Source organism: Streptomyces sp. NPDC001796 (assembly GCF_042892355.1).
Lineage (GTDB): Bacteria > Actinomycetota > Actinomycetes > Streptomycetales > Streptomycetaceae > Streptomyces.
In genome coordinates this window covers 626,808-648,752 of record NZ_JBIAUC010000002.1, presented here as the reverse complement: position 1 = coordinate 648,752, position 21,945 = coordinate 626,808, and the positions used below count along the sequence as shown (strand labels likewise).

General features: G+C 71.8%; 17 protein-coding genes, 1 tRNA gene and 1 other RNA gene. 7 read left to right on the top strand and 12 right to left on the bottom strand.

What is annotated here, in order from left to right; translation table 11 throughout:
- Positions 1 to 2 precede the first annotated feature (2 nt).
- Together ACFYZE_RS06445 and ffs are read right to left on the bottom strand one after the other, a co-directional pair.
- Positions 3 to 2,276 (bottom strand): DNA polymerase III subunit gamma and tau, encoded by a 2,274-nt coding sequence (locus ACFYZE_RS06445; RefSeq protein WP_388989387.1) that lies wholly within the window; start codon positions 2,274 to 2,276, stop codon positions 3 to 5.
- Between the two features lie 101 nt (positions 2,277 to 2,377).
- An RNA gene (gene ffs / locus ACFYZE_RS06440) (signal recognition particle sRNA small type) lies at positions 2,378 to 2,468 on the bottom strand.
- A gap of 75 nt (positions 2,469 to 2,543) precedes the next feature.
- On the opposite strand from ffs, the gene ACFYZE_RS06435 reads away from it, so the two are divergent.
- Positions 2,544 to 2,628, top strand: a tRNA-Ser gene (locus ACFYZE_RS06435).
- Positions 2,629 to 3,286: 658 nt separating this feature from the next.
- Here ACFYZE_RS06435 and ACFYZE_RS06430 read toward each other — a convergent pair.
- Positions 3,287 to 3,499, bottom strand: coding sequence for a hypothetical protein (locus ACFYZE_RS06430; RefSeq protein ID WP_388989384.1), 213 nt, complete (start codon positions 3,497 to 3,499; stop codon positions 3,287 to 3,289).
- Between the two features lie 157 nt (positions 3,500 to 3,656).
- A complete protein-coding gene (locus ACFYZE_RS06425; RefSeq protein WP_388989381.1) occupies positions 3,657 to 5,666 on the bottom strand; it encodes a hypothetical protein in 2,010 nt (669 codons plus the stop codon).
- Between the two features lie 753 nt (positions 5,667 to 6,419).
- On the opposite strand from ACFYZE_RS06425, the gene ACFYZE_RS06420 reads away from it, so the two are divergent.
- From ACFYZE_RS06420 to ACFYZE_RS06410, 3 genes are all read left to right on the top strand, one after another.
- Positions 6,420 to 6,791, top strand: a complete 372-nt coding sequence (locus ACFYZE_RS06420; protein ID WP_388989565.1) for a phage holin family protein — start codon at positions 6,420 to 6,422, stop codon at positions 6,789 to 6,791.
- The gene (locus ACFYZE_RS06415; protein WP_388989378.1) at positions 6,788 to 7,354 is read left to right on the top strand and encodes a DUF3618 domain-containing protein; all 567 of its coding nucleotides are present in this window, start codon (positions 6,788 to 6,790) and stop codon (positions 7,352 to 7,354) included. Before ACFYZE_RS06420 ends, ACFYZE_RS06415 begins: the two co-directional genes overlap by 4 nt.
- Positions 7,355 to 7,652: 298 nt before the next feature.
- Positions 7,653 to 9,719, top strand: a complete 2,067-nt coding sequence (locus tag ACFYZE_RS06410) for a SpoIIE family protein phosphatase (protein WP_388989375.1) — start codon at positions 7,653 to 7,655, stop codon at positions 9,717 to 9,719.
- 156 nt (positions 9,720 to 9,875) lie between these two features.
- Here ACFYZE_RS06410 and ACFYZE_RS06405 read toward each other — a convergent pair whose 3' ends face one another.
- From ACFYZE_RS06405 to ACFYZE_RS06370, 8 genes are all read right to left on the bottom strand, one after another.
- Positions 9,876 to 11,882, bottom strand: a complete 2,007-nt coding sequence (locus ACFYZE_RS06405; RefSeq protein WP_388989372.1) for a beta-galactosidase — start codon at positions 11,880 to 11,882, stop codon at positions 9,876 to 9,878.
- Positions 11,879 to 13,192, bottom strand: a complete 1,314-nt coding sequence (locus tag ACFYZE_RS06400; RefSeq protein WP_388989369.1) for a glycoside hydrolase family 36 protein — start codon at positions 13,190 to 13,192, stop codon at positions 11,879 to 11,881. Before ACFYZE_RS06400 ends, ACFYZE_RS06405 begins: the two co-directional genes overlap by 4 nt.
- A gap of 29 nt (positions 13,193 to 13,221) precedes the next feature.
- A complete protein-coding gene (locus ACFYZE_RS06395) occupies positions 13,222 to 14,115 on the bottom strand; it encodes a carbohydrate ABC transporter permease (RefSeq protein WP_388989366.1) in 894 nt (297 codons plus the stop codon).
- Positions 14,112 to 15,098, bottom strand: coding sequence for a carbohydrate ABC transporter permease (locus ACFYZE_RS06390; RefSeq protein WP_388989363.1), 987 nt, complete (start codon positions 15,096 to 15,098; stop codon positions 14,112 to 14,114). The genes ACFYZE_RS06395 and ACFYZE_RS06390 overlap by 4 nt, the downstream gene beginning before the upstream one ends.
- The gene (locus ACFYZE_RS06385) at positions 15,095 to 16,408 is read right to left on the bottom strand and encodes an ABC transporter substrate-binding protein (RefSeq protein ID WP_388989360.1); all 1,314 of its coding nucleotides are present in this window, start codon (positions 16,406 to 16,408) and stop codon (positions 15,095 to 15,097) included. Before ACFYZE_RS06385 ends, ACFYZE_RS06390 begins: the two co-directional genes overlap by 4 nt.
- A 270-nt stretch (positions 16,409 to 16,678) precedes the next feature.
- Positions 16,679 to 18,670 carry a copper resistance protein CopC gene (locus tag ACFYZE_RS06380; protein ID WP_388989357.1) on the bottom strand — a complete coding sequence of 664 codons (1,992 nt, stop codon included), beginning with the start codon at positions 18,668 to 18,670 and terminating at the stop codon, positions 16,679 to 16,681.
- A gap of 129 nt (positions 18,671 to 18,799) precedes the next feature.
- Positions 18,800 to 19,573 carry an SDR family NAD(P)-dependent oxidoreductase gene (locus tag ACFYZE_RS06375; protein ID WP_388989354.1) on the bottom strand — a complete coding sequence of 258 codons (774 nt, stop codon included), beginning with the start codon at positions 19,571 to 19,573 and terminating at the stop codon, positions 18,800 to 18,802.
- Positions 19,561 to 20,040: a cupin domain-containing protein gene (locus tag ACFYZE_RS06370; protein ID WP_388989351.1), complete on the bottom strand. Its 480-nt coding sequence runs from the start codon at positions 20,038 to 20,040 to the stop codon at positions 19,561 to 19,563. Before ACFYZE_RS06370 ends, ACFYZE_RS06375 begins: the two co-directional genes overlap by 13 nt.
- An 89-nt stretch (positions 20,041 to 20,129) precedes the next feature.
- On the opposite strand from ACFYZE_RS06370, the gene ACFYZE_RS06365 reads away from it, so the two are divergent.
- The 3 genes from ACFYZE_RS06365 to ACFYZE_RS06355 all read left to right on the top strand — a co-directional run bounded on the left by ACFYZE_RS06365 (position 20,130) and on the right by ACFYZE_RS06355 (position 21,939).
- Positions 20,130 to 20,720, top strand: a complete 591-nt coding sequence (locus ACFYZE_RS06365; RefSeq protein WP_388989349.1) for an HhH-GPD-type base excision DNA repair protein — start codon at positions 20,130 to 20,132, stop codon at positions 20,718 to 20,720.
- Between the two features lie 71 nt (positions 20,721 to 20,791).
- Positions 20,792 to 21,469: an HdeD family acid-resistance protein gene (locus ACFYZE_RS06360; protein ID WP_388989347.1), complete on the top strand. Its 678-nt coding sequence runs from the start codon at positions 20,792 to 20,794 to the stop codon at positions 21,467 to 21,469.
- A gap of 191 nt (positions 21,470 to 21,660) precedes the next feature.
- Entirely contained in the window at positions 21,661 to 21,939 is a 279-nt protein-coding gene (locus tag ACFYZE_RS06355) for a hypothetical protein (protein WP_388989344.1), read from the top strand.
- The last annotated feature ends 6 nt before the right edge of the window (positions 21,940 to 21,945 follow it).

The window sequence follows — 21,945 nt, the reverse complement described above, 5'->3', positions numbered from 1 at the left end:
TCCTACTCGTTCGAGAACTCCTCGACCACCGTGGCCCCGAGCTCCCTGACGATCAGTTCGTGGCCGGAGAGGGCCGACTCGTCGAGGTCGGGGTCGTCGTCCTCCGGCATGTCGTCCTCGGGGGCGACCACATGGCGCTCCGGCGCGGGGGGCGCGGTCGGTGCGGGGGCGGGCGCCGCCGGAGCCGGGGTGGCGGGCGCCGCCGGGCGTGCGGCCGGAGCGGGCTGCTGGGGTGCGGGACGGGGCGTCGACGGGGGGCCCGATCCGTAGCCACCGCCCCCACCGGACGGGTAACCGCCGCCGAAGCCCGAGCCCGAGCCCGAGGCGGCCGGCGGTGCCGAGCCGCCCGAGGGGTCGACGATCGCCTCGATCTTCCACTGCACGTTGAACTGCTCGCCCAGCGCCTGCCGCAGGACGTCCTCGCTGCCGCTGCTGAGAAAGTTGTCCCGGGCCCCGGCGTTGACGAAGCCGATCTGCAGCGTCGTCCCGTCGAACCCCGCGACATGCGCGTTCTGACTGAGCAGGATCCAGGTGAAGCGGCGGCGGTTCTTGACCGCCTCCAGGATGTTCGGCCACAGCGCGCGGGGGTCGAGCCCGCCGGGCGCCGGTGCGGCGGCCGGTGCGGGAGCGGAGGCTGCCGGTGCCGACGTGGCTGCGGGCGCCGGTCGCGTGGGTGCGGCCGGGGGCTGCCCTCCGCCCGCTGGCGCGGCCGTGGGCCATCCGCCGGGCCGTCGGCCGCTGCCCGCGGCGGCAGCGGTGGGCCAGGCGCCGGGACCGGCGGGAGCAGGGGATGCCTGAGGCCCTGGCTGAGCGGGAGCAGGGGTGGCCTGGGGCCTTGGGTGAGCGGGAGCGGGAGCCGCCGGCGGAGTCTCCGCGGGCGGTGCGGGTGCTGCGGGCGGCGCCGGAGCAGGCGTCGCCGCACCGTCGTACGCACCCGGCCCCTGCGCACTGCCCGCGCCCGCGCCTGCGCCCTGGGCCCGCACCGCCGCCCGGGCCGCGGCCGGACCACCGCCGGGCGGCACCGCGGGAGCGGGCGACGTCCCCGTGCTCGCCCCGCCGTGCGCCTCGGGACCGGGCACATACCCGAGGGCGGGCCCCGCACCGCCGCCGGAGAAGTTGACGCCGCGCTCCAGGCGGTCGAGGCGGGCCATGACGGACCGCTGGTCCCCGTATGCGGCGGGCAGCAGCACCCGTGCGCAGATCAGCTCGAGCTGCAGGCGGGGCGAGGTGGCCCCGCGCATCTCGGTCAGCCCCTCGTTGACGATGTCGGCGGCGCGGCTCAGCTCGGCCGGGCCGAAGACGCCCGCCTGGGCCTGCATGCGCTCCAGCACGTCGGCCGGGGCGTCGATCAGCCCCTTCTCGGTGGCGTCGGGCACGGCGGCGAGGATGACGAGGTCCCGAAGCCGCTCCAGCAGGTCGGCGACGAACCGACGGGGGTCGTTGCCCCCCTCGATCACGCGGTCGACGACCTCGAAGGCGGCGGCCCCGTCCCCGGTGGCGAAGGCCTCGACGACGGAGTCGAGGAGCGAGCCGTCCGTGTACCCGAGCAGCGAGGTGGCCATGGCGTACGTCACACCGTCGGGGCCCGCGCCCGCGAGCAGCTGGTCCATGACGGACATGGAGTCACGCACGGAACCGGCGCCCGCCCGCACGACCAGCGGCAGGACCCCGTCCTCGACGGGGATCTTCTCCTTCTCGCACACCTCGGCGAGATAGTCCCGCAGGGTCCCCGGCGGGACGAGCCGGAACGGGTAGTGGTGCGTACGCGACCGGATGGTCCCGATGACCTTCTCGGGCTCGGTGGTCGCGAAGATGAACTTGAGGTGCTCGGGCGGCTCCTCGACGACCTTCAGCAGCGCGTTGAAACCGGCCGACGTGACCATGTGGGCCTCGTCGATGATGTAGATCTTGTACCGGCTGCTCGCGGGCCCGAAGAAGGCCTTCTCCCGCAGGTCGCGGGCGTCGTCCACACCGCCGTGGCTGGCCGCGTCGATCTCGATGACGTCGATCGACCCCGGTCCGTTCCTCGCCAGGTCGCGGCAGGACTGGCACTCGCCGCACGGCGTCGGCGTGGGACCTTGCTCACAGTTCAGACAGCGGGCCAGGATCCGCGCGCTGGTCGTCTTGCCGCATCCGCGCGGCCCGCTGAACAGGTACGCGTGATTGACCCGGTTGTTCCGCAGCGCCTGCTGCAGCGGGTCGGTGACATGCTCTTGCCCGATGACCTCGGCGAAGGACTCCGGGCGATAGCGGCGGTACAGCGCGAGAGACGACACGCTTACGAGGTTATAGGCGCCCACTGACAAAGCGCCCGGCCCGAGTCACAGCGCCGCCGGAGCCCCTGGCGCCCGCCCCTGGGAACCCGTCCCCGGATGCGAAAGACCCCCCACGCACCCGCCAGAGCCAACCTACCCTTGCTGCCTTCCGGCCCTGGGGGAGTTCAGTCAGATAGCGCCGCGTGAGGGGCTGAGCCCCAGCCTACCCGATCGCCGGGGCCCGAACGAGTTCGCTAGCACTCCCCGGCGTCATGTAATGTTTCCGGCGGAGGATTCGCCTAGAGGCCTAGGGCGCACGCTTGGAAAGCGTGTTGGGGGCAACCCCTCACGAGTTCGAATCTCGTATCCTCCGCAGTTGCCTGTACAGGCGAAACGAAGCGGCCCCGCTGACCACAGCGGGGCCGCTTCGTTGTCCACTCAGCCGTCGTTGTCCTGGTTTTTGTCCACAGACGGTGTTCCGGCGCTCCCCGGGTGGCTCGCTCGATCTTCCGGGCTGCCTCCTTCAGCATGGGGTCGATCACATGCAGGTGCCGTGCCCGCATCCTGGCGGCCCCTCCCGGCTCCCATCTCTTCTCTTCCGCCACAGCCAGGCTCCTGCTTTCTCCCGGTCGGGACGGAAACGGAGACGGCGGGCGGTCCCGGACGAATGCCCGCCGTCTCGAACGTCGTCAAGCAGCTCGTCGGGCCGCGCGTCGGCGAGCGAGGTACGCGGCCGACGCGTCGGCGGGGACGCGGCGGAGACGGCCGCCGCGCGGCCGGGCCGGTGTGCGAGACCTCCTGGTGGCCCGGAAGGTGCACCCGAAAGCGGCACCGCCCGGCCGAGGGCCGAACCGGCGTGGTGGCTGGTCAGCCGATGGTTGTGATGCCGTCGATGGTGATGGTGGGGCGACCCGAGGTGCCGTCACCACGCGCCCTGGAGGGCAGGCGGAGCCATGCCGCAGGAGGTGCCGGGCTGTGCGCGCCTGATGACCGTTCGCCGAACGGGCAGTGGGCTGCCGCACCGTCACGGGTCAGTTCTCGACCCACTCGGTCAGTGTTCCGGGGAGGTTGGAAATCATTCGCGCGTTGTGATCGTCTGCGTCAGCCACGTACAGTCCGTCCTGCCCTGTGCCCGGGTCATAGGCCGAGTAGGCGATCTGACTGCCGTCGGGCGAGTACACCGGGGTGACGTCCGTAAGGCCGGAGATGACGGGTGTGCTGGCGCCGGTCGTGGTGTCGACCACACTTGCCCCGCTGTCGGTGGGGTAGATGATGTGGCGTCCGTCCGGTGACCAGCTGGCGGGTGCGTTCCAGACGCGGTGGTCCGTGGTGAGCTGGCGTACCTAGTGGACGCGGCTGCCCCGCCCTTTCGTCGGACGGGGCAGCCGGTGATGGGGAAGGTCAGGGGACCGACTTGTAGGTGTTGCTGGCCCACAGGGCGCCGCCCGTGCTGGGGCCGCCGCCGCTCTTGTAGACGACGAAGTTGCCGTCGCTCTGCATGAGGGCGTAGGCGCCGGTGTGGCCGTAGGTGTGGGTGGACCACAGGGCGCCGCCGGTGCTGGGGCCGCCGCCGCTCTTGTAGACGACCAGGTTGCCGTCGCTCTGCATGTACATGTAGGCGCCCGCGTGACCGTAGGTGCCGGTGGACCAGATGGCCTTGCCGTCGCGGGTGCGGTACATCACGACATTGCCGTCCGGCTGAACCACCAGGCGCGTGTACCGGGTCTGGGTCCACCAGCCGCCATTGAGCTTCTGGCCCGACTTGATCGTCGTCGAGCGCACGTTGGTGCCGTCCGCCCAGAGCGACCCACCGGTGCTGGGGCCGCCGCCGGCGCCGTACACCACGAGGTTGCCGTCGTCCTGCAGCAGGAGGTAGGCGCCGGTGTGACCGTAGGTGTGGGTGGACCACAGGGCGCCGCCGCCGGCGGCGTAGACGACGAGGTTGCCGTCGCTCTGCATGTAGGCGTACGCCCCCGAGTGGCCCGAGGTGTGGCTGGACCAGATCGCCGGGCCGTTGCCCGCCGCGCCGGTCTTGAGATAGGCGACCAGGTTGCCGTCGCTGCCCATGGACAGCGTCACGTTCGCGCTGCTCAGCCGGTGGCCGGAGGTCAGCTTCTGTCCGGGCTGCAGCGCGTTGACGGTGTTCGGTCCGCCGGTGAGGGCGGCGGTGCCGTTGGGCGTGCCGAGGCCCGTCGGGCCGTCGTAACCGGAGCCCGCGGTGCACAGGTAGGTGGGCGAGCAGGTGCCGTTGGACCCCGTGGTGACGTCGTTCAGCGCCGCCGCGTTGCCGTAGAGGTACGAGGAGGGGTAGCTGTTCGCGGTCGGGGTGCCCGCGAGGGCGTAGGTGGCCGCGACGATGGGCGAGGACGCGCTGGTGCCGCCGTAGACGTCCCAGCCGGAGGCCCCGTAGGTGTCGTAGACGGCGACGCCGGTGGCCGGGTCGGCGACCGCCGAGACGTCCGCGACGCTGCGACCGGAGCAGCCGGTGTCCGACTGCCAGGACGGCTTGGGCTCGACCGCGGAGCATCCGGATCCCGTGCCGTCGGTGCTGTCGGTGGACCACACCGACTCGCTCCAGCCCCGGGAGGTGCTCGCGCGGACGAGCGAGGTGCCGCCGACCGCCGTGACGTACGGGGAGCTGGCCGGGTACTCGGCGCCGTAGCCGCCGTCACCGGCGCTGACCGTGATGGCGACGCCGGGGTGGTTGAAGTACTGGACGTCCGCGGTGGTCTCGCTCGGGTCCTCGGTGCCGCCGAAGGAGTTGGAGACGTACTTCGCGCCGAGGGCGACGGCCTCGTTCTCGGCCGTGCCGAGGTCGGACACGCTGGGGGAGTTCGCCTCGACGAGCAGGATGTGGCACTGCGGGCAGACGGCGCTGACCATGTCGAGGTCGAGGGATATCTCGCCGGCCCATCCGGCGTCCGCACTCGGGTAGGCGGTGCCGCCGGTCTGGTTGACCTTGCGGAAGCAGCCGTTCGCGGTGGTGCAGGCGGGAAGGCCGTACTGCGACCGGTAGGTGGCGAGGTCCGACTCGGCGGTGGGATCGTCCATGGCGTCGACGATCGCCACCGTCCGGCCCGAACCGGCCGTGGCGGACGGCAGGTTGTAGGCGCTCTGCAGGTCCGAGGGGCCGTAGCCGGACGGTGTGGCGTTCGGGCCGAGCGTCATGTGCTGGACGATGTCCGTCCTGGCCTCGGCGAGGCACGCCATGTGACCCGGCTTGGTGGCGTGGGCGCACAGGTGCTTGACGTGGGCCGCCGAGGTGGCCGAGGCCGCGGACGCGGTCGCCGTGAGCGGTCCGCCGGCCAGGAGTGCGGCGGCGGACAGCAGAGCGGCCGCCGCGGAGCCCGCCCGGCGTCTGCGTCTGCTGCCCGGCTGCTCCGGTGTCGCGTGTTCGGCGCTTGAGCGCAAGGAAGTGCCCTTCTGTGTGGGGCCGGTGGAGAGCGACTGGTCAGGGCTGGTCCGGCCGTGACCGCCGTTTCGGCGGGTGCCGGCGGATGTGCGGCGCGATGGCGCCGCTGCCGGTCACCGCCGAGTGGCGTGCGCGCCGGGACGGGCGGACCGCGTCAGTACGGTCTGCGTCGACCGCGGACCGGGCGTTCCTGATTTCTCGTGAGTGACGTCATGGAAAACGGAAGATGGAAGAAGGAAAAAGATAAAACCCCGGAAGAAGTGGAGCGCGTGACGCTTTCACGTGCACTCCGTTTCGACGGTGCTCCTGCGAACGCGTCGCCGTCGTCTTCCATGTCCCCGCCCTCGCCGGTTCCGCGCGCCCGCACAGGCGAGTTGACGAACCGGAAATGCTCACAGAAGCCTTCCCCGGCCCACGGCGTGGTGAGTGAGGGAGGCTTCTGCCGGGAGGCTATCCGGGCGGTTCGTCCAGAAACAATCCGACGATGGTAAATCCTTGATCAGAGTCGGGTGGTCGCCGTTCATAACGCTCCCCATGGCGCGCGGAGTCCGCTCGGAGTCCGCCCGGAGTGGCCGAGTTGGGCGCCCTGAAACGGGCTGACCGGGGTACTCGCGAGCGCACCGGACGGTCGCGGCGCCAGGGCCGCGGCCGATCGCAGGAACCGATACGGATGGGTGGTGATCTCCGTGACGAGCACGCAGCCGCATCACACCGGACGCGACCACAGCGTGAACCGCTCCGGTCAGGAGCCGGTGAGTGAGCTGGTGCAGCGGGCCTCGCGGCAGTTGACGGAGTTGGTGCGCGGCGAACTGCGGCTGGCGCAGGCGGAGATGAAGGAGAAGGGCAAGCGCTACGGCAGGGGCGGCGGGCTGTTCGGCGGCGCCGGAGTCGTGGGTCTGCTCACCCTGCAGGCCCTGGTGGCCACGGTCATCGCGGCCCTGGCGGTGCCACTGCCGGTGTGGGCCGCCGCCCTGATCGTCACCGTGGCGCTGGGGGTTGTCTCCGCGGTCCTGGCCGTGACCGGGAAGAAGCAGGTCGGCCGGGCCGCGCCGCCCACGCCCGAGCAGACGATCGAGAACGTGAAGGCCGACGTGGCCGAGATCAAGGAGAGTGCGCACCGATGAGCAAACCGACTCGCGACGAGCGGACCGCGACGGGCACGGAGGAACTGCGCGTACAGCTCGAGCACAACCGGGAGGAGCTGGGGCAGACGGTGGAGGCGCTGGTGGCCAAAACCGACGTCAAGGCCCGCGCCCAGGAGAAGGCGGCCGAGGTGAAGGAGCAGGCCGCGGCCAAGGCCACCGAGGTCAAGGAGCAAGCCGCGGCCAAGGCCACCGAGGTCAAGGAGCAAGCCGCGGCCAAGGCCACCGAGGTCAAGGAGCAAGCCGCGGCCAAGGCCACCGAGCTGAAGGCCAAGGCCGCCGGCGTCGCGCACCAGGTGCAGGACAAGCTGCCCGACACCGTCAGGGACAAGGCGGCCCGGGCTGTCGGCGAGGCCCGCGCGCAGGCGTCACAGGCCGGGCGGGTGTGGGAGGAGAAGGCACCGGAGCCGTTGCGGCAGAAGGCGGCCCAGGGGGCCAGGGCGGCGCGGGACAAGCGCACCGTGCTGCTGGTGGCCGCCGCCGGCGCCGTGACGCTGTGGCTGGCCCGGCGCCGCTCGAGCCGTGGCGGGGGTGCCCGTTCGTGACCGTCCGCAGCCGGCCCACAGGGCGCCGGGCCGCCCGGGACCTGTCGTCACCGGTGGGGCAGGGGTGCGTCGCGCGCCGCGTGGCGGCCGGGGCCGGGCGGCAGGACACGCCCCCGCGCTCCGAAGCCGGGCCCGGCGCGGTTCCGGCTGCGGCTGCGGCTGCGGCTGCCCCTGGCTTCCCCGGCTGTCCAGGTCACCCACCCAGGGGCAGCATGGAGATACCGGAAGCCTGATTCAGGCGTGGAGCGATGGCGGTACAGGACGCCATCGCCGCGCCGGCAGGCGGAGGGAGGTCCCGATGTCAGCCGAACCCTTCCAGGTGGACGGCGACGGGTCCGGCCCCGGGCACCCCCGGCGGACCGGCCTGCTGGACGTGCTCAGCGTCGCCGCGGTGGTGCTGGACGAGGACGGACGCATTGTGTTCTGGAGCCCGCAGGCCCAGGAATTGTTCGGCTACACCCCGAAAGAGGCGCTCGGGCAGTTCGCGGCGCGGCTGCTGGTCCACCCGGAGCACTTCCAGACCGTGCTGAGTCTCTTCACCGAGGTCATGCAGACCGGCCGGAGCTGGGCCGGCGCCTTCCCCATCCGGCACAAGGACGGCGACACCCGGCTGATGGAGTTCCGCAACATGCGGCTGTGGAACGACCGCGGGGAGATCTACGCCCTGGGGATCGCCGCCGACCACACCATCCTCCAGCGTCTGGAGACCGACCTGGCGCTGTGCGAGCGGCTGGTCAACCAGTCCCCGATCGGCCTCGCCCTCATGGACCCCGACCTGTGCTACCTCCTGGTGAACCCCGCCCTGGAGCGCATCGACGGCATCCCCGCCGAGGAGCACATCGGGCGGCACCTGCGGGAGACCGCGCCCTTCGCCGACGTCGACACCGTCGAGTCCGCCCTGCACCAGGTGCTGGCCACCGGCACCCCCCTCCTGGACCAGTACCACGTGGGCCGTACCCCCGCCGACCCCGAGCACGACCATGCCTGGTCCCTGTCCTTCTACCGCCTCGAGGACCCCGGCGGACGCGTTCTCGGCGCCGCCGCCTCGGTCGTCGACGTCACCGAGCGGCACCGCGCGGCCACCGAGGCGGACCGGGCCCGGCGGCGCCTCGCCCTCATCGCCGACGCCTCGGCCCGCGTGGGCAACACCCTGGAGGTGGAGCAGACCGCCCGTGAGCTGGCCGAGGTCGCCGCGCCCGAGCTGGCCGACGTGGTCGCCGTGGACGTCCTCGACTCCGCCCTCGCCTTCCGCCGTACCGGCAAACTGGACAGCGGCCCGGAGCTGTTCCGCGCCCTGGCCCTCAAGGCGGCCCATCCCACCGTGGCCCTGCGCGCCGCCGACTCCCCCGGCGACCTCGCCGCCTACGACGGCGACCGGCTGGTCACCCTGTGCGTGCACACCGGCCGGCCGGTCCTGGTGCGCCATGTGGGCGACCACGACCTGCAGCGCATCGCCCGCGACCCCGAGGGCACCACGCTGCTGGCACGCGCCGGGGTCCACTCCTACCTCGCGGTGCCGCTGATCGCGCGCGGCGAGGTGCTCGGCGCCCTCGACCTCAAGCGCACCCGCAACCCGCTGCCGTTCGACGAGGACGACGTCATCCTGGCCACCGAGCTGGCCGGCCGGGCCGCCGTGGCCATGGACAACGCCCGCTGGTACCAGAGCGTGCGCAACACCGCCCTCACCCTGCAGCGCAGCCTGCTGCCCGACCACGCCCCGCACCACACCGGCCTGGACCTCGCCACCCGGTACCAGCCCGCCCAGACCACCAGCGAGGTCGGCGGGGACTGGTACGACGTCATCCCGCTGACCGGCGACAAGACGGCACTGGTCGTCGGCGACGTCATGGGCAACGGCATCGACGCCGCCGCCACCATGGGCCGGCTGCGCACGGCGACCTGCGCCTACGCGGACCTCGATCTCGCCCCCGAGGTGGTGCTCCAGCACCTCGACAAGATCACCTGCGATCTGGAGCACTACATCGTCACCTGCCTGTACGCGGTCTACGACCCCCACCTGGGGCTGTGCCACATCGCCAACGCGGGACACCTGCCGCCCGCGCTGGCCCGCGCCGGCCGTGCCCCGGCGCTGCTGGACCTGCCCAGCGGGGCCCCGCTCGGCGTCGGCGGCATCCCCTTCGAGACCGCCACCACCGACCTGGACCCCGGTGACCTGCTGGTCCTGTACACGGACGGCCTGGTGGAGACCCGCCATCACTCCATCGACGACCGCCTGAACATGCTGCTCGCCCTCCTCGACCAGCCCCAGCGGCCCCTGGAGGAGACCTGCGACCTCCTGCTGCACGGCCTGCGCCACCCCGACGACCACGACGACGTCGCCCTCCTCGTCGCCCGCGCACAGTAGGGCCACGCGGATCGGCCGAGCGGTCGAGGGGGTCCGCGCACCACTTCGGGAACGCCGGATCTCGTGGCCGAGGCGGGCGCCCAGGGCCGCCGGGGAGGTGGAGAGACGTGGAAGGGGCCCCGGCCGGGATCGGCCGGGGCCCCTTCCACGGTCGCGTCACGGTCGCCGGGGCTCCCGCACGACCGCCACCTCGCCCGGCTCGACCGTCACCGAGCCGGGTGCCGGCTTGCCCGTCAGCAGCTCCACCGCGTCCTCGGCGACGGTCACCCGCGCGCCGCGGCCCGTGTGGTCGATGACGAACAGGTAGTCCGCGGACGGACCCCGCCGCCGGACGACCTCCACGCCCTCCGGGGCGGTGCGCACCGGCTCCACGCCCGCCTCGCCACGGATGCGGGTCAGCAGGGAGTCGAGGGCGTCCGGATCGGGCCGGGTCGCCAGGTACCAGGCGGTGCCCTCGCCGTGGGCGTGGCGCGTCACCGCGGGCACGCCCTTCAGGGGGCCCTCCTCGTACGAGGACACGGCCTCGGCGCCCTCCAGGCGCAGCCGCTCCGACCACAGGGTCGCCGTCCCGCCGCCGCTCAGCGGCACCGTCTCGCCCGGCAGCAACGGGAACAGCTCGTCCGACCTGACACCCAGCGCCTCACGGAAGGCCCCGGGGTAACCGCCCAGCCGGACGTGGCAGTTCTCGTCCACCGCCCCGCTGTGGAAGCCCACCGCGAGGGTTCCGCCGCGCTCCGCGAACCCGGTGAGGTTCGCCGCTCCCGCGTCGTCGACCAGGTACAGGCTGGGCGCCAGGACCAGGCGGTACGGCGACAGGTCCGCGTCGGGGCGGACGAAGTCGACGGCGACGCCCGCGCGCCACAGCGGCTCGTACCAGGCGCGGACCAGATCCTCGAAGCGGACTTCGGCGCTGGGCTGGGAGGGGAGTTCCAGTGCCCAGCGGGCGTTGTAGTCCCAGACGATCGCGACCTCGGCGGTGCCGGTGCTGCCGCGCACTTCCGCGAGCGCCTTCAGGTCGGCGCCGAGGCGGACCACGTCCCGCCAGATCTGAGTGTCCGTGCCCGCGTGCGGCAGCATCGCCGAATGCCACTGCTCGGCGCCCGCCTTCGAGGCCCGCCACTGGAAGTAGGCGATGCCGTCGGCGCCGTGGGCGACGTGCGCGAGGGCGTTGCGGCGCAGCTCGCCCGGGCCCTTGGCGCGGTTGACGGGCTGCCAGTTGACGGCTCCCGTGGAGTGCTCCATCAGGAACCAGGGTCCGCCCGCCATCGAGCGCATCAGGTCACCGCTCAGCGCGATGTCGATCTGCGACTCCGGGTCCGTGGAGCAGAGGTAGTGGTCGTTCGAGACGACGTCCAGCTCCGGGGCCCAGCGCCAGTAGTCCAGCGCCTCGAAGCTGAAGTTCACCATGAAGTTGGTGGTGGCCGGGATCGAGGGGGCGGCCGCGCGCAGCACGTCCCGCTCCGCCGTGTACAGCGCCAGCAGCTCGTCGGAGCAGAAGCGGCGCCAGTCCAGCCGGTGGGTCGGGTTGGGCACGGCGCCTGTCGCGCGCGGGGGCAGGATCTCGTCCCAGTCGTAGTACCACTGGCTCCAGAAGGCGGTGCCCCAGGCGTGGTTGAGCGCCGCCAGGTCGTCGCCGTACTTGGCGCGCAGCCAGCCCCTGAAGGACGCCGCGCTCGTATCGCAGTAGCACTCGGCGTTGTGGCAGCCGTACTCGTTGTGGACGTGCCACATCGCGACGGCCGGGTGGTCGGCGTACCGCTCGGCCAGCTTGCCCGCGATGCGCAGGGCGGCCTCGCGGTAGGCGGGACTGGACGGGCAGAAGGTCTGCCGGCTGCCGTAGGACAGGGTGCGGCCGTCGCGGTCGACGGGCAGCGCCTCGGGGTGGGCCCGGAAGAACCAGGCCGGTGGGGCCGCGGTGGGCGTGGCGAGGTCGGCGGCGATGCCGTTCTCGTGCAGCAGATCGAGGATCCGGTCCATGCGCGAGAAGTCGTACACGCCCTCGACGGGCTCCAGCAGCGCCCAGGAGAAGATGCCGACGCTGACCATCGTGACCCCGGCCTCGCGCATCAGGCGCATGTCCTCGGCCCAGACCTCCTCGGGCCACTGCTCGGGGTTGTAGTCGCCTCCGTAGGCGATGCCGGGGACGGACAGGGTGCGCTTCATCGGGCGCCTCTCGTGAGGAGACGGCGGGTCGTGGCCACGCCCCACGCGTCCAGGGACAGCAGACGGTCGCTGGAGGCCATCAGGCCCCCGGTGGCCTCGACATGGGCGGCCCAGCGTTCGCGGGTCTCCACGGCCGGACGCGCCATCAGGCAGTCGGGGTCGTTGATCCAGAGGCGGCCGTGCTGCCACTGGCGTGCCCGGCCGGTGAACTCGGCGGCGTCCTGCCCGGGCTGACTGAAGTCGTCCGCCTCCGGGCGGCGGTGCGGGGCGGTGTCGGGGCTGACCCGCATCGCGTCGAACAGGCCGATGGACGGCAGGACCGGCGCGCCGCAGCCCAGCAGGTACGCGTCCGGACCGATGGCGTCGCGGATGAGGGCCACGCCCGCCCGGTACGCCGTCAGCGGGTCGGCGCCGGAGTGCCGTACGCCGTCAAGGGCGCCCGCGTAGAGGAAGTCGACCTTGAAGTAGTCGTAGCCCTCGCTGCGCAGGGTGGCGAAGACGTGCGTCAGGTAGGCCGCCGCGTCCGGGTGGGTGGTGTCCAGGGCGTACAGGTCGTGGCCCCAGTTGTGGCCCGCGTGCACGGGCGCGCCCTCGGCGTCCCGGACCAGCCAGTCGGGGTGGGCCGTGGCCGGCTCGCTGTCCGGGGCGACCAGGAACGGCGCCGTCCAGATGCCGGCCCTGCGTCCCCGCGCCCGGATCGCGTCGGCGATCCCGGCACGGGAGCGGAAGCGGCCGGAGAGGGTGAGCCAGTCACCGAGGGCGCTCTGGTAGCCGTCGTCGATCTGGACCACGTCGACGGGCAGGTCCAGGGTGTCCATCGCCCGCAGGTTCTCGTGGACGTCGTCCTCGGTGACCCCGGTGAAGTACTCGTACCAGGAGCACCACACGGTCGGCGCGGGGCGCGGCGGCGCCACGCCGAGACCGTCGGCCCACTCGGCGAGGACGGACTGGACGTCCGGGCCGGTCAGCTCCCGGACCGGCCCGTCCGCGCTCACCTCGGCCCGGTCGCCGTGCACCTCCAGCCGGATGGAGGGCACGGCACGGCACGGGTCGGTCGCCGCCCACAGCCTGACCGGTGTGCCGTCGCCCGGGTCGAGCGCCAGCAGCCCCTCGCCCTGGAAGGCGCCGGAGGGCACGGTACGGCCGGGGCGGTAGCAGACGGTCGCCCAGTTGTCGTTCGCCGGGCGGTGCGGCTTCTCACCGAGGGCGTAGGCGCCGCTCGGGCTCCAGGACTGCCAGCCCTCCTCGTGGACCCGTGCCCGGGCGACGTCCACGGGCACGGAGGCGAGCGGCGTGAAGGGGTGGTGCACAGTGCTTCTCTTCTCGGAAAAAGGGTCGGTCAGCCCTTGTTGGCGCCCAGGGTCAGGCCGCTGACGAACTGGCGCTGGAGCACGAAGTACACGATCAGCGTGGGGATCGCGGTGAGCAGTGCGCCGGCGGCGACCAGGTTGGGGTCGGTGAAGTACTGCCCGGACAGGTTGTTCAGCGCCGAGGTGATCGGCATGTTGTCGCCGGTGGAGATCAGCACGATGGCCCAGAAGAAGTCGTTGTAGATCCAGATGGACAGCAACGTCGCCAGGGCGGCCATCGCGGGCTTGCACAGCGGCAGCACGATCTGCCAGTACATCCGCCACACCGACGCGCCGTCGACCAGCGCGGCCTCGGTCAGCTCGTGCGGCAGCATCCGCATGTAGTTGCTCAGCACGAAGGCGCAGAAGCCGGACTGGAACGCCACGTGGATGAGGACCAGACCCAGCGCGGAGTCGTAGAGCTTGCCGCTGACCGTGATGCCGGGCAGGTCGATCAGCAGGTACATGCGGTACAGCGGGGTGATGATGACCTGCTGCGGCAGCAGGTTGCCGGCCGTGAAGACCAGCAGCAGAGCGATGTTGAACCGGAAGTCGAAGCGGCTGACGTAGAACGCGACCATCGACGACAGCAGCAGCGTCAGCAGCACGGCCGGGACCGCGATGAGCAGCGTGTTGCCGAAGTAGTGCGTCATGTCGGACTGCTCGAACGCGTTTGTGAAGTTGTCGAAGCCCAGCTTGTCCGGCCAGGAGACGTAGCCCTTGGTGCTGGTCTCCGAGTACGGCCGCAGGGCCGCGAAGACCGCCCACAGCAGCGGTCCGAGCCAGGCGAGCGAGGTGACGACGAGGAACACGTGCAGCAGGACCCGGGCCGGGCGGAGGGGGGTGCGCTGCTTGGCGCCGAGCGCGACGGTGGGGGTGCTCATGCGCGCCGCTCCTTCCGGAAGGTCGCGATCAGATACGGGATGATGACCGCGAGGGAGATGACCAGCAGGACGACGGCGATCGCCGACCCGTATCCGATCCGGCTGGACTCACCGATGATGTTGTTGGTGATCAGGATCGACAGCAGCTCGGTGCCCTGAGCGCCCTTGTTGAAGACGAACACCAGGTCGAAGGCGCGCAGGGCCTCGATGATGGTGACGACCAGGACGACGGTGTTGGTGGGCCGCAGCGTCGGGAAGATGACGTTCTTGAACGTCTGCCACTCGTTCGCGCCGTCGAGCGCGGAGGCCTCCCGCAGGGACGGGTCGACGCCCTTCAGACCGGCCAGGTAGAGGATCATCATGTAGCCGGTGTGCCGCCAGGAAGCGGCGACCAGGACGGCCCACAGGTTGAGGTGCGGGTTGCCGATCCAGTCGATGTAGTGGCCGGGCTTGTTGGCCCCGATGAGGCTGTTGATCAGGCCGGTGTCGGGGTTGTAGACGAGCTGCCAGACGAACCCGGTGACCGCCAGCGACACCACGACCGGCAGGAAGAACGCGGTCTGGTAGATGCGGGTGAAGCGGATCTTCTTGTCCAGCTGCACGGCCAGGAAGAGCCCGAACGGGGTCGGGATCAGGATGAGCACGACGAACCAGATGATGTTGTGCTCGACGGCCGGCCAGAACTGCGGGTTGTCGGTGAACAGTTGCTTGAAGTTCTGCAGCCCGACCCACTTGATCGAGTCGAACCCGATGCCGTCCCAGGTGGTGAAGGCCAGTGCGATCGAGGCGAGCGCCGTGACCCACACCAGTGCGACGTGCAGGATCGTGGGAACGCCCGCCATCAGCCCCAGGGTGATGCGGTCGCGGCGGGTGAGCAGGCGGTTGTGTCCCTGCGGGGCGCGCTTCTTCTTCTGGCCGGGCGCGCCGCCCGGAGGCGGCACCTCGGCCGCCTCCGGGTCCTGGATACCGGTTTCGATGCTCATGAGGACGCGAAGATCGTCTTCTTCTGGCGCTCGATGGACGACAGGATGCTGTCCACGCCCTTGGGGTTGCGGACGAAGTTCTGCAGCGCGGGCTGCATCACCGTGGAGGTGAAGTCCGGGCGGCTGTCGCGGTCCATGAACTGCGTCAGGTTCTTGGCGCCCGAGATCATCGTGTACGCCTTCTTCTGCAGCGCCGTGTACGAGGAGGTGTCGGCCTTGCTGGAGGCGGCCACCACGCTCGGGTCGGACTTGAGGTAGATCGCCTCGGCCTCCGGGGTGCCCAGGTACTCGAGCAGCTTCACGGCACCGGCGTGGTTCTTGGGGCTCTTGCTGAGCATGAACCCGTCGGTCGGCGCCTCGACGGTGTCCTGGCCGTACGCGGAGTTGATCTCCGGGAAGGCGAAGAAGTCGAGGTCCTCCACGTCGGCCTTGTTGGTGAACTGCTGCGCCACGAAGGAGCCCAGCAGGTACATGCCCGCCTTCTTGGAGACCAGCGTCTGCGCGGCGTCCTGCCAGGTGCGGCCCACGGCGCCGTCCTGGTGGTAGGGCAGCAGCTCGGCCCAGTGGTCGAAGACGGCCTTCACCTTGGCGTCGGTCCACGACTCCTTGCCCGCCATCAGGGACTTGTGGAAGTCGTAGCCGTTGAGGCGGAAGTTGATCTGGTCGAAGGTGCCCATCGCCGGCCAGGCGTCCTTGTCGCCGAAGGCGATCGGGACCAGGTTGTCCTTCTGCATCTGCTTGCACAGGGCCACGAGTTCGTCCCACGTGGTGGGGACCTTGTAGCCGTGCTGGGCGAAGACGCTCTTGCGGTAGAAGAGCGCCCACGGGTACGTGTACAGCGGCACGAAGTAGTACTTGCCGTCCTCGCCCTTGCTGAGCTGCTTCATCGCGTCGGGGAAGTTCGCCCCGATGGTCTGCCACACGTCGTCGATCGGGGAGGCGAGACCCTTGGCCGCGAAGAACTGCATGCGGTAGCCGGCGAACCAGGTGAACACGTCGTCCGGCGTGCCCTGCAGGTAGGAGTTGATCTGCTCCTGGAACGTGTTGTGGTCCTTGGTGTTCACCGCGACCTTGATGCCCTCCTTCTTCTGGAAGGCCGCGTAGATGTCGGCGAACGCCTTCTTCGGCACCGCGTCCGAGGAGTTGGAGCCCAGGCTGACGGTCTTGGAGTCACCACCCGAGCCACTGCTGCCGGCGCAGGCGCTCAGCAGCGGAACGGCCGCGCTCAGCGCTGCGGCGCCGCCTATCCCGCGCAGCAGGGTGCGGCGGCTCGGGCCGGGAAGGGACAGACCGGAGGGTGAGTGATGCATTGACGGCTCCTGGGGGCAGTGGGTCCCGGCTGGCTCCGATCGAGGGGTCAGAAACGATCAGAATCCAACTTGACCAAACATCGTGGGCGTCATAAGACGCGAATGTCCGCTCATCGTCAAGAGCCGTCGGGGGCCGTTTTTGAAACGTGACCGACACGTCGTTGATCGGTAGCGCTTACACCGGGCCGGCTCAAGGACAGGTTCCGGCAAAGAAAGTAAACAGGTTCACACAGCATGTATCGGCGGGCCTCAGCGGAGCCGGTGGTTCAGCTAGCCGATCCGCACCGACTTCGAGACCGTGACCTGGTCGATGTCGCTCGTGCGGACCGTCGCCCTCATCGTCCACCGGCCCGGCAACGGGAGGTTGAGGGTGTCGGTGGCCCAGTAGCCGCCCCGGTTGGTCAGCCTGGCGTCGAGCGGGCCGACGTCGCGGCCCTCGAGCGTGAAGGTGAGCCGTAGTTCCGGGACCGTCGCGATGCCGCCGTCGGGCCCGAAGATCAGCGCCTGGACGCCGTTCTCGCCCACCCGGCCGGGCGTCAGCTCGATCTGCACCTTGCCGTGCCCGCCGGGGGTGCCCACGTCGAAGGGGATCACCGTGGCGGAGCCGAGGGGCTGTTCTGCGCCGGCCGCCGACGCCGCCGCCTCCTCGGCCGCCCGGCCCGGCTGGGTCCCGGTGAGCAGCGTGGTGAGCGCCAGGACGACGAGCCCGAGGGAGATCTCGGCGAGCACGGAGCGGCGCAGAGCCTGGAGGTGGGGCGCGGTGGCGCGATCTCCCGGCGCGGGCGCCCCGGGCACGTCCTGAAGGTCCGTGTCCGTGGGGTCCGTGTCCGCGGGGTCCGTGTCCGCGGGGTCCCTGTCCGGGTCCGTCCGTACGTCCACGGCGTCCCGGACGCCCCGTGCGTGGAAGGCGCCCTGTACGCGCGCGGCATCCCGTACGCGCGCGGCGCCGGCGTCCCCCGAGGCGGCGCCCACCGTCTCCCGCAACCGCTCCGGCGGCGCCTGGACCTCCACCGCCGCCGGCGGAGCGAGCCGTGCCGTGAAGCGGCGGGAGCAGGCCGCCGCCGTGAGCAGCAGGGCGACCCCGGCCAGCTTGACGACGAGCAGCCTGCCGTACGACGTCGAGGTGAGCGCGTCGAGGGAACCAAGGCCCCGCCAGGACTGGTAGACACCGGTGGCGGCCAGGACGGCGACCGCGGCGAAGGCCAGCCGCGAGAAGCGGGCGACCGCGGGGGCGGGCAGTTCCCCGGGCGTCCGTTGCAGCACCGTCACCAGGGCCGCGAGCCCGCCCAGCCACACCGCCATCGCCAGCAGATGCAGCACGGCCGAGGTCATCGCGAGCGGCACCTGGATCCCGGCGGACGCGTGCTCCGCCACCGCCCAGGTCAGGGCCAGCCCGAGCGACAGAAGGCTCACGATCGCGAACCGGAGCCGAACGGAACCCGCCGGGCCACGCCCGTCGGCCGGTGCGCGCAGCCCCCCGGCCCGCACCGCGACCGGTGCCGCCACCGCCAGCAGCACCACCCGCACGAGCAGCGCGAGGCCCGGGCGGCTCGTCGCCGTCTCCCGCAGCACCGTGAGGTCGAAGGCCGCCGCCGGACCGCTGCCGCGCTCGTACGGTCCCCGGAGCAGCAGCAGGGCGAGCGTGGCCGCGAGCAGCGTCCACCAGCCGCCGACGAGCAGCCCGCGCGGCGCTGCCACGCCGGTGACCATGGCGAACGCGGTGATGCCGAGCAGCAGCGCGAGACCGCCGTAGGCGATGTAGCGGGCCGTGTTGTACAGCGCCGTGGAGGCGGCGTCCTGGGCCGCGTCGTCCGGCAGGGCGGCCGTGGTCGCCGAGCGCCGGCCGACGGAGAAGGTGAGCGCGCCGGACACCGGGTGGCTGTCGGCCGACACCACCCGCCAGGCCACGATGTACGTGCCCTGCTTCAGGTCCGGCAGTGTGACGCGCGCCGTGTCCGAGCGGCCGTCCGCGTGCTCCTGTTTGCCCGTGTGAACCCGGCGGTTCTCCGGATCGAACACCCGGATGGAGTTGTCCAGCAGGCCGACCGACTCGGTGAAGGTCAGGGTGACGGCCTTCGGTGCCGTCTTCAGCACACTGCCGTCCACCGGGTCGGTGCCCTTCAGGGCGGCGTGCGCGGAGGCCGGACCGGCACCCGCGAGGAGCAGCAGGGGGGCGACGAGCAGGAGCAGGGCGAGGCGCCGCAGCCGCCTCCCGCGCCGGTCCGCGCCCCGACTCCCCGCGTCCACACGTCCTCCGTCCACGTCACGTCTCCCGTATCCGCCGGTTCCGGGTCCCGGTTACGTACGGACGCGGCGCGCCCTGTTCTCATCGGCGGGCGATGCGATCCCGGCCGCCGAAGCCGGAGCCGTCCATCATCTCCGGGCGCCGTGTCACCAGGTGGGCCGGGCCGACACCCCGCCGTCCACCACCAGGTCGTGACCCGTGATCCAGGAGGCGAGGGACGAGGCCAGGAACACACAGGCGTCGCCGACGTCCTCCGGGCGCCCCAACCGGCCGGTGGGCGCCGCCTGCTGCCAGCGGCGCACACCCTCCGGCCAGTGCTCCGCGAGGTCCGGCCGGTCGACGAGCCCCGGGGAGACCGTGTTGACGCGGATGCCGTACGGCCCGTACTCGAGGGCCGCCGAGCGCGCGTGCATCACGACGGCCGCCTTGGAGGCGCAGTAGTGGGCGTGCAGCGGGGCCGGATGCGTGGCCTCGACGGAGGCGATGTGGGTGACGGTGCCGCCGCCCGCCGCGCGCATCACCTCCGCGGCCGCCTGCGTGCAGGCGAACACACCCGTGACGTTGGCGTCGACCACCGCCCGCCACTCGGCGGCCGTCATCCCGGCCAGTTCCTGCAAGGGTTGGACCCCCGCGTTGTTGACCAGCGCCGTCAGCCGCCCGCCGCCCCACTCGGCGGCCTCGGCCACCAGACGCCGGCATTCCTCCTCGAGGGTCAGGTCCGCCCGGAGCACGACCGCCCGGCCCCCTGCGCCCCGGATGCGGGCGGCCACCTCGCGCGCCGCCCCGACCGACGTACGGCAGTGGACGGCGACCGCGGCGCCCTCCTCGGCGAACCGCAGCGCGATCCCGTGCCCGATGCCGCCGCCCGCCCCCGTCACCAGGGCCACCTGCCCTTCCAGCAGCCCGCTCACGGCCGGCACAGCTCCGCGATCCGGGCCGCCTCGGCCGGGTAACGCGCGGTGAGTTCGGCCGCGTCGCCGTGCTCGTACGCCTCGTCGGTGAAGCCCGGCGCCATGGTGCACCCGAAGAGCGTCCACGACCCGCCCGCGGCGACGCGACCGCCCATCCAGGTGCCCGCCTCCACGGTGAACTGCACGTACTGGCCGCCCAGGACGTCCGGTCCGAGCACGGCCGTACGGGCGCCGCCGTCCGGGGCGAGGAGCAGCAGCTCCAGCGGGTCGCCGAGGTAGTGGTGCCAGACCTCGTCGGCCGGGAGGCGGTGCAGGGCCGAGTAGTCCTCGGGGGCGGCCGTCAGCAGGGCGACGATGGCGGTGCCCTCCGGCCGTCCGTCCGCCCGGGGCGGCCCCGTCCAGGTCCTGCGGAACAGCCCGCCCTCACGCGGAATGGGCTCCAGTCCGTAGTGGGCGATGAGATCGTCAGGGGTCACGGCAGCAGGCTAGGGCCTCTCGTCGGAATCATGCCGGGCTGGCAGGTGCCCCGGCTGCGGTCCGCGCGCCGCCGGGCGACCATCGGGTCATGGACGTCACCCTTCACCTCGCCCAGGATCCCGAGGCCGACGCGCTCCTCGGGCGCAGTCCGCTCGCCGCGCTGATCGGGATGCTGCTGGACCAGCAGGTCCCGATGGAGTGGGCGTTCAAGGGACCGTGGACCATCGCGCGACGACTCGGTACCGACGACCTCGACGCGCACGACATCGCGGCCCAGGACCTGGATGCCTTCGCCGAACTGCTGTCGCGCAAGCCCGCGGTGCACCGTTACCCGGGGTCGATGGCGCGGCGAATCCAGCAGCTGTGCCAGTACCTCGTCGAGCACTACGACGGGGACCCCGAGGCCCTGTGGGCCGACGCCGGCAGCGGGCGGGAACTGCTCGGGCGGCTCCAGGACCTGCCCGGCTTCGGCAAGCAGAAGGCGCAGATCTTCCTCGCGTTGCTCGGCAAGCAACTCGGCGTACGGCCCGACGGGTGGCGGGAGGCCGCGGGTCCCTACGGAGAGGCCACGTCGTTCCGGTCCGTGGCCGACATCACCGGGCCCGAGTCCCTGGCGAAGGTCCGGTCGCACAAGCAGGAGATGAAGGCGGCGGCGAAGGCCGCGAAGGGCGATCGATAGCAGTCGGCGGGCGTCAGTCGGTCGGACCGTCCGGGGTGGCGGGGCGTCCGCACCCGTTCCCAGCATGGATCATGACCGACGCACCTACCGGGCCCCCCGGTGGCCCGGAATACGACGACCGTCACGTCCACGCCGCGCGCGGCACGCACACGACGAGACCGGCGTGGGACCTGCAGGAGCCGCCCTTCGAGGGGCCGTTGCACGTCCTCGCCCGCACCGCCTGGCAGGTCGTGCTGCTCACCGGCATCGCGTCGCTGATCCTCGGCGTCCTGGTCCTCGTCTGGCCGGGCCCGTCCCTGCTCGCTGCCGGGGTGCTCTTCGGCGTGTACCTGCTCGTGAGCGGTGTGTTCCAACTGGCCTCCGCCTTCGGCACGCACAAGACCACCTCGCTGCGCGTCCTGGCCTTCGTCAGCGGGGCCCTGTCGATCCTGCTGGGCCTGTTCTGCTTCCGCAGCCGTCTGGAGACGATCCTGCTGCTCGCGCTGTGGATCGGGATCAGCTGGCTGATCCGCGGAATCACCCAGACCATGGCCGCCGCCCACGATCCGGCGGTGCCCGCACGCGGCTGGCAGATCTTCCTCGGTGTCGTGACCTTCGTCGCGGGGATCGTGCTGATCGTCTCGCCGTTCCGGTCGATCGCCGTGCTCACCCTGGTCGCCGGGTGGTGGCTGGTGGCGGTCGGCATCGTCGAGATCGTCACGGCGGTCCGGATCCGGAGCGGGGTGCGGCGGATCCCGCGCAGTCTGTGAAGATCACATGGTGATCCAGTGGTGATCACATGGAGAGCGTCAATCACGCGCCCGGCCGGTACACCGTGCGAGCGGTTCTCGGGGCCGACACGATGAAGGACGTGCGTCCGACGGGGAGATGACCCCATGTGAGCCACGCACCGCACCCCCCACGCACCGCTGGACGGTATGCCTGGCTCAGGGTGCTCGTGGTGCTCTTCAGCCTCCTCGTGGCCGGCGCGTGCACCGATGCGGTGGAGGCCGACTCCGTCCCCGCGTCCGCGGTCCAGGCGTGCGACGCGGACTACGACGTCCTCGCGCCCGCGCCGGGGACCGCGACCCTCCAGGGGCCCCGCACCGTCACGCCGCTGCGACCGGGGCCGCAGGCCGCCCCCGCGCCGTCCGGCCCGGACGACCTGCCTCCCGCCCCCGTCCGGGCGTCGCGCTCGGCCGCACTCCACGCCCTGCGCACCGTGGTCCTGCGCTGCTGACAGGTC

Bases quoted from the DNA above. Each gene is read 5' to 3' on its own strand.
- ACFYZE_RS06385 (WP_388989360.1), bottom strand. From the start codon at position 16,408: ATGCATCACTCACCCTCCGGTCTGTCCCTTCCCGGCCCGAGCCGCCGC.
- ACFYZE_RS06365 (WP_388989349.1), top strand. From the start codon at position 20,130: ATGGACGTCACCCTTCACCTCGCCCAGGATCCCGAGGCCGACGCGCTC.
- ACFYZE_RS06395 (WP_388989366.1), bottom strand. From the start codon at position 14,115: ATGAGCACCCCCACCGTCGCGCTCGGCGCCAAGCAGCGCACCCCCCTC.
- ACFYZE_RS06410 (WP_388989375.1), top strand. From the start codon at position 7,653: ATGTCAGCCGAACCCTTCCAGGTGGACGGCGACGGGTCCGGCCCCGGG.
- ACFYZE_RS06405 (WP_388989372.1), bottom strand. From the start codon at position 11,882: ATGAAGCGCACCCTGTCCGTCCCCGGCATCGCCTACGGAGGCGACTAC.
- ACFYZE_RS06415 (WP_388989378.1), top strand. From the start codon at position 6,788: ATGAGCAAACCGACTCGCGACGAGCGGACCGCGACGGGCACGGAGGAA.
- ACFYZE_RS06360 (WP_388989347.1), top strand. From the start codon at position 20,792: ATGACCGACGCACCTACCGGGCCCCCCGGTGGCCCGGAATACGACGAC.
- ACFYZE_RS06390 (WP_388989363.1), bottom strand. From the start codon at position 15,098: ATGAGCATCGAAACCGGTATCCAGGACCCGGAGGCGGCCGAGGTGCCG.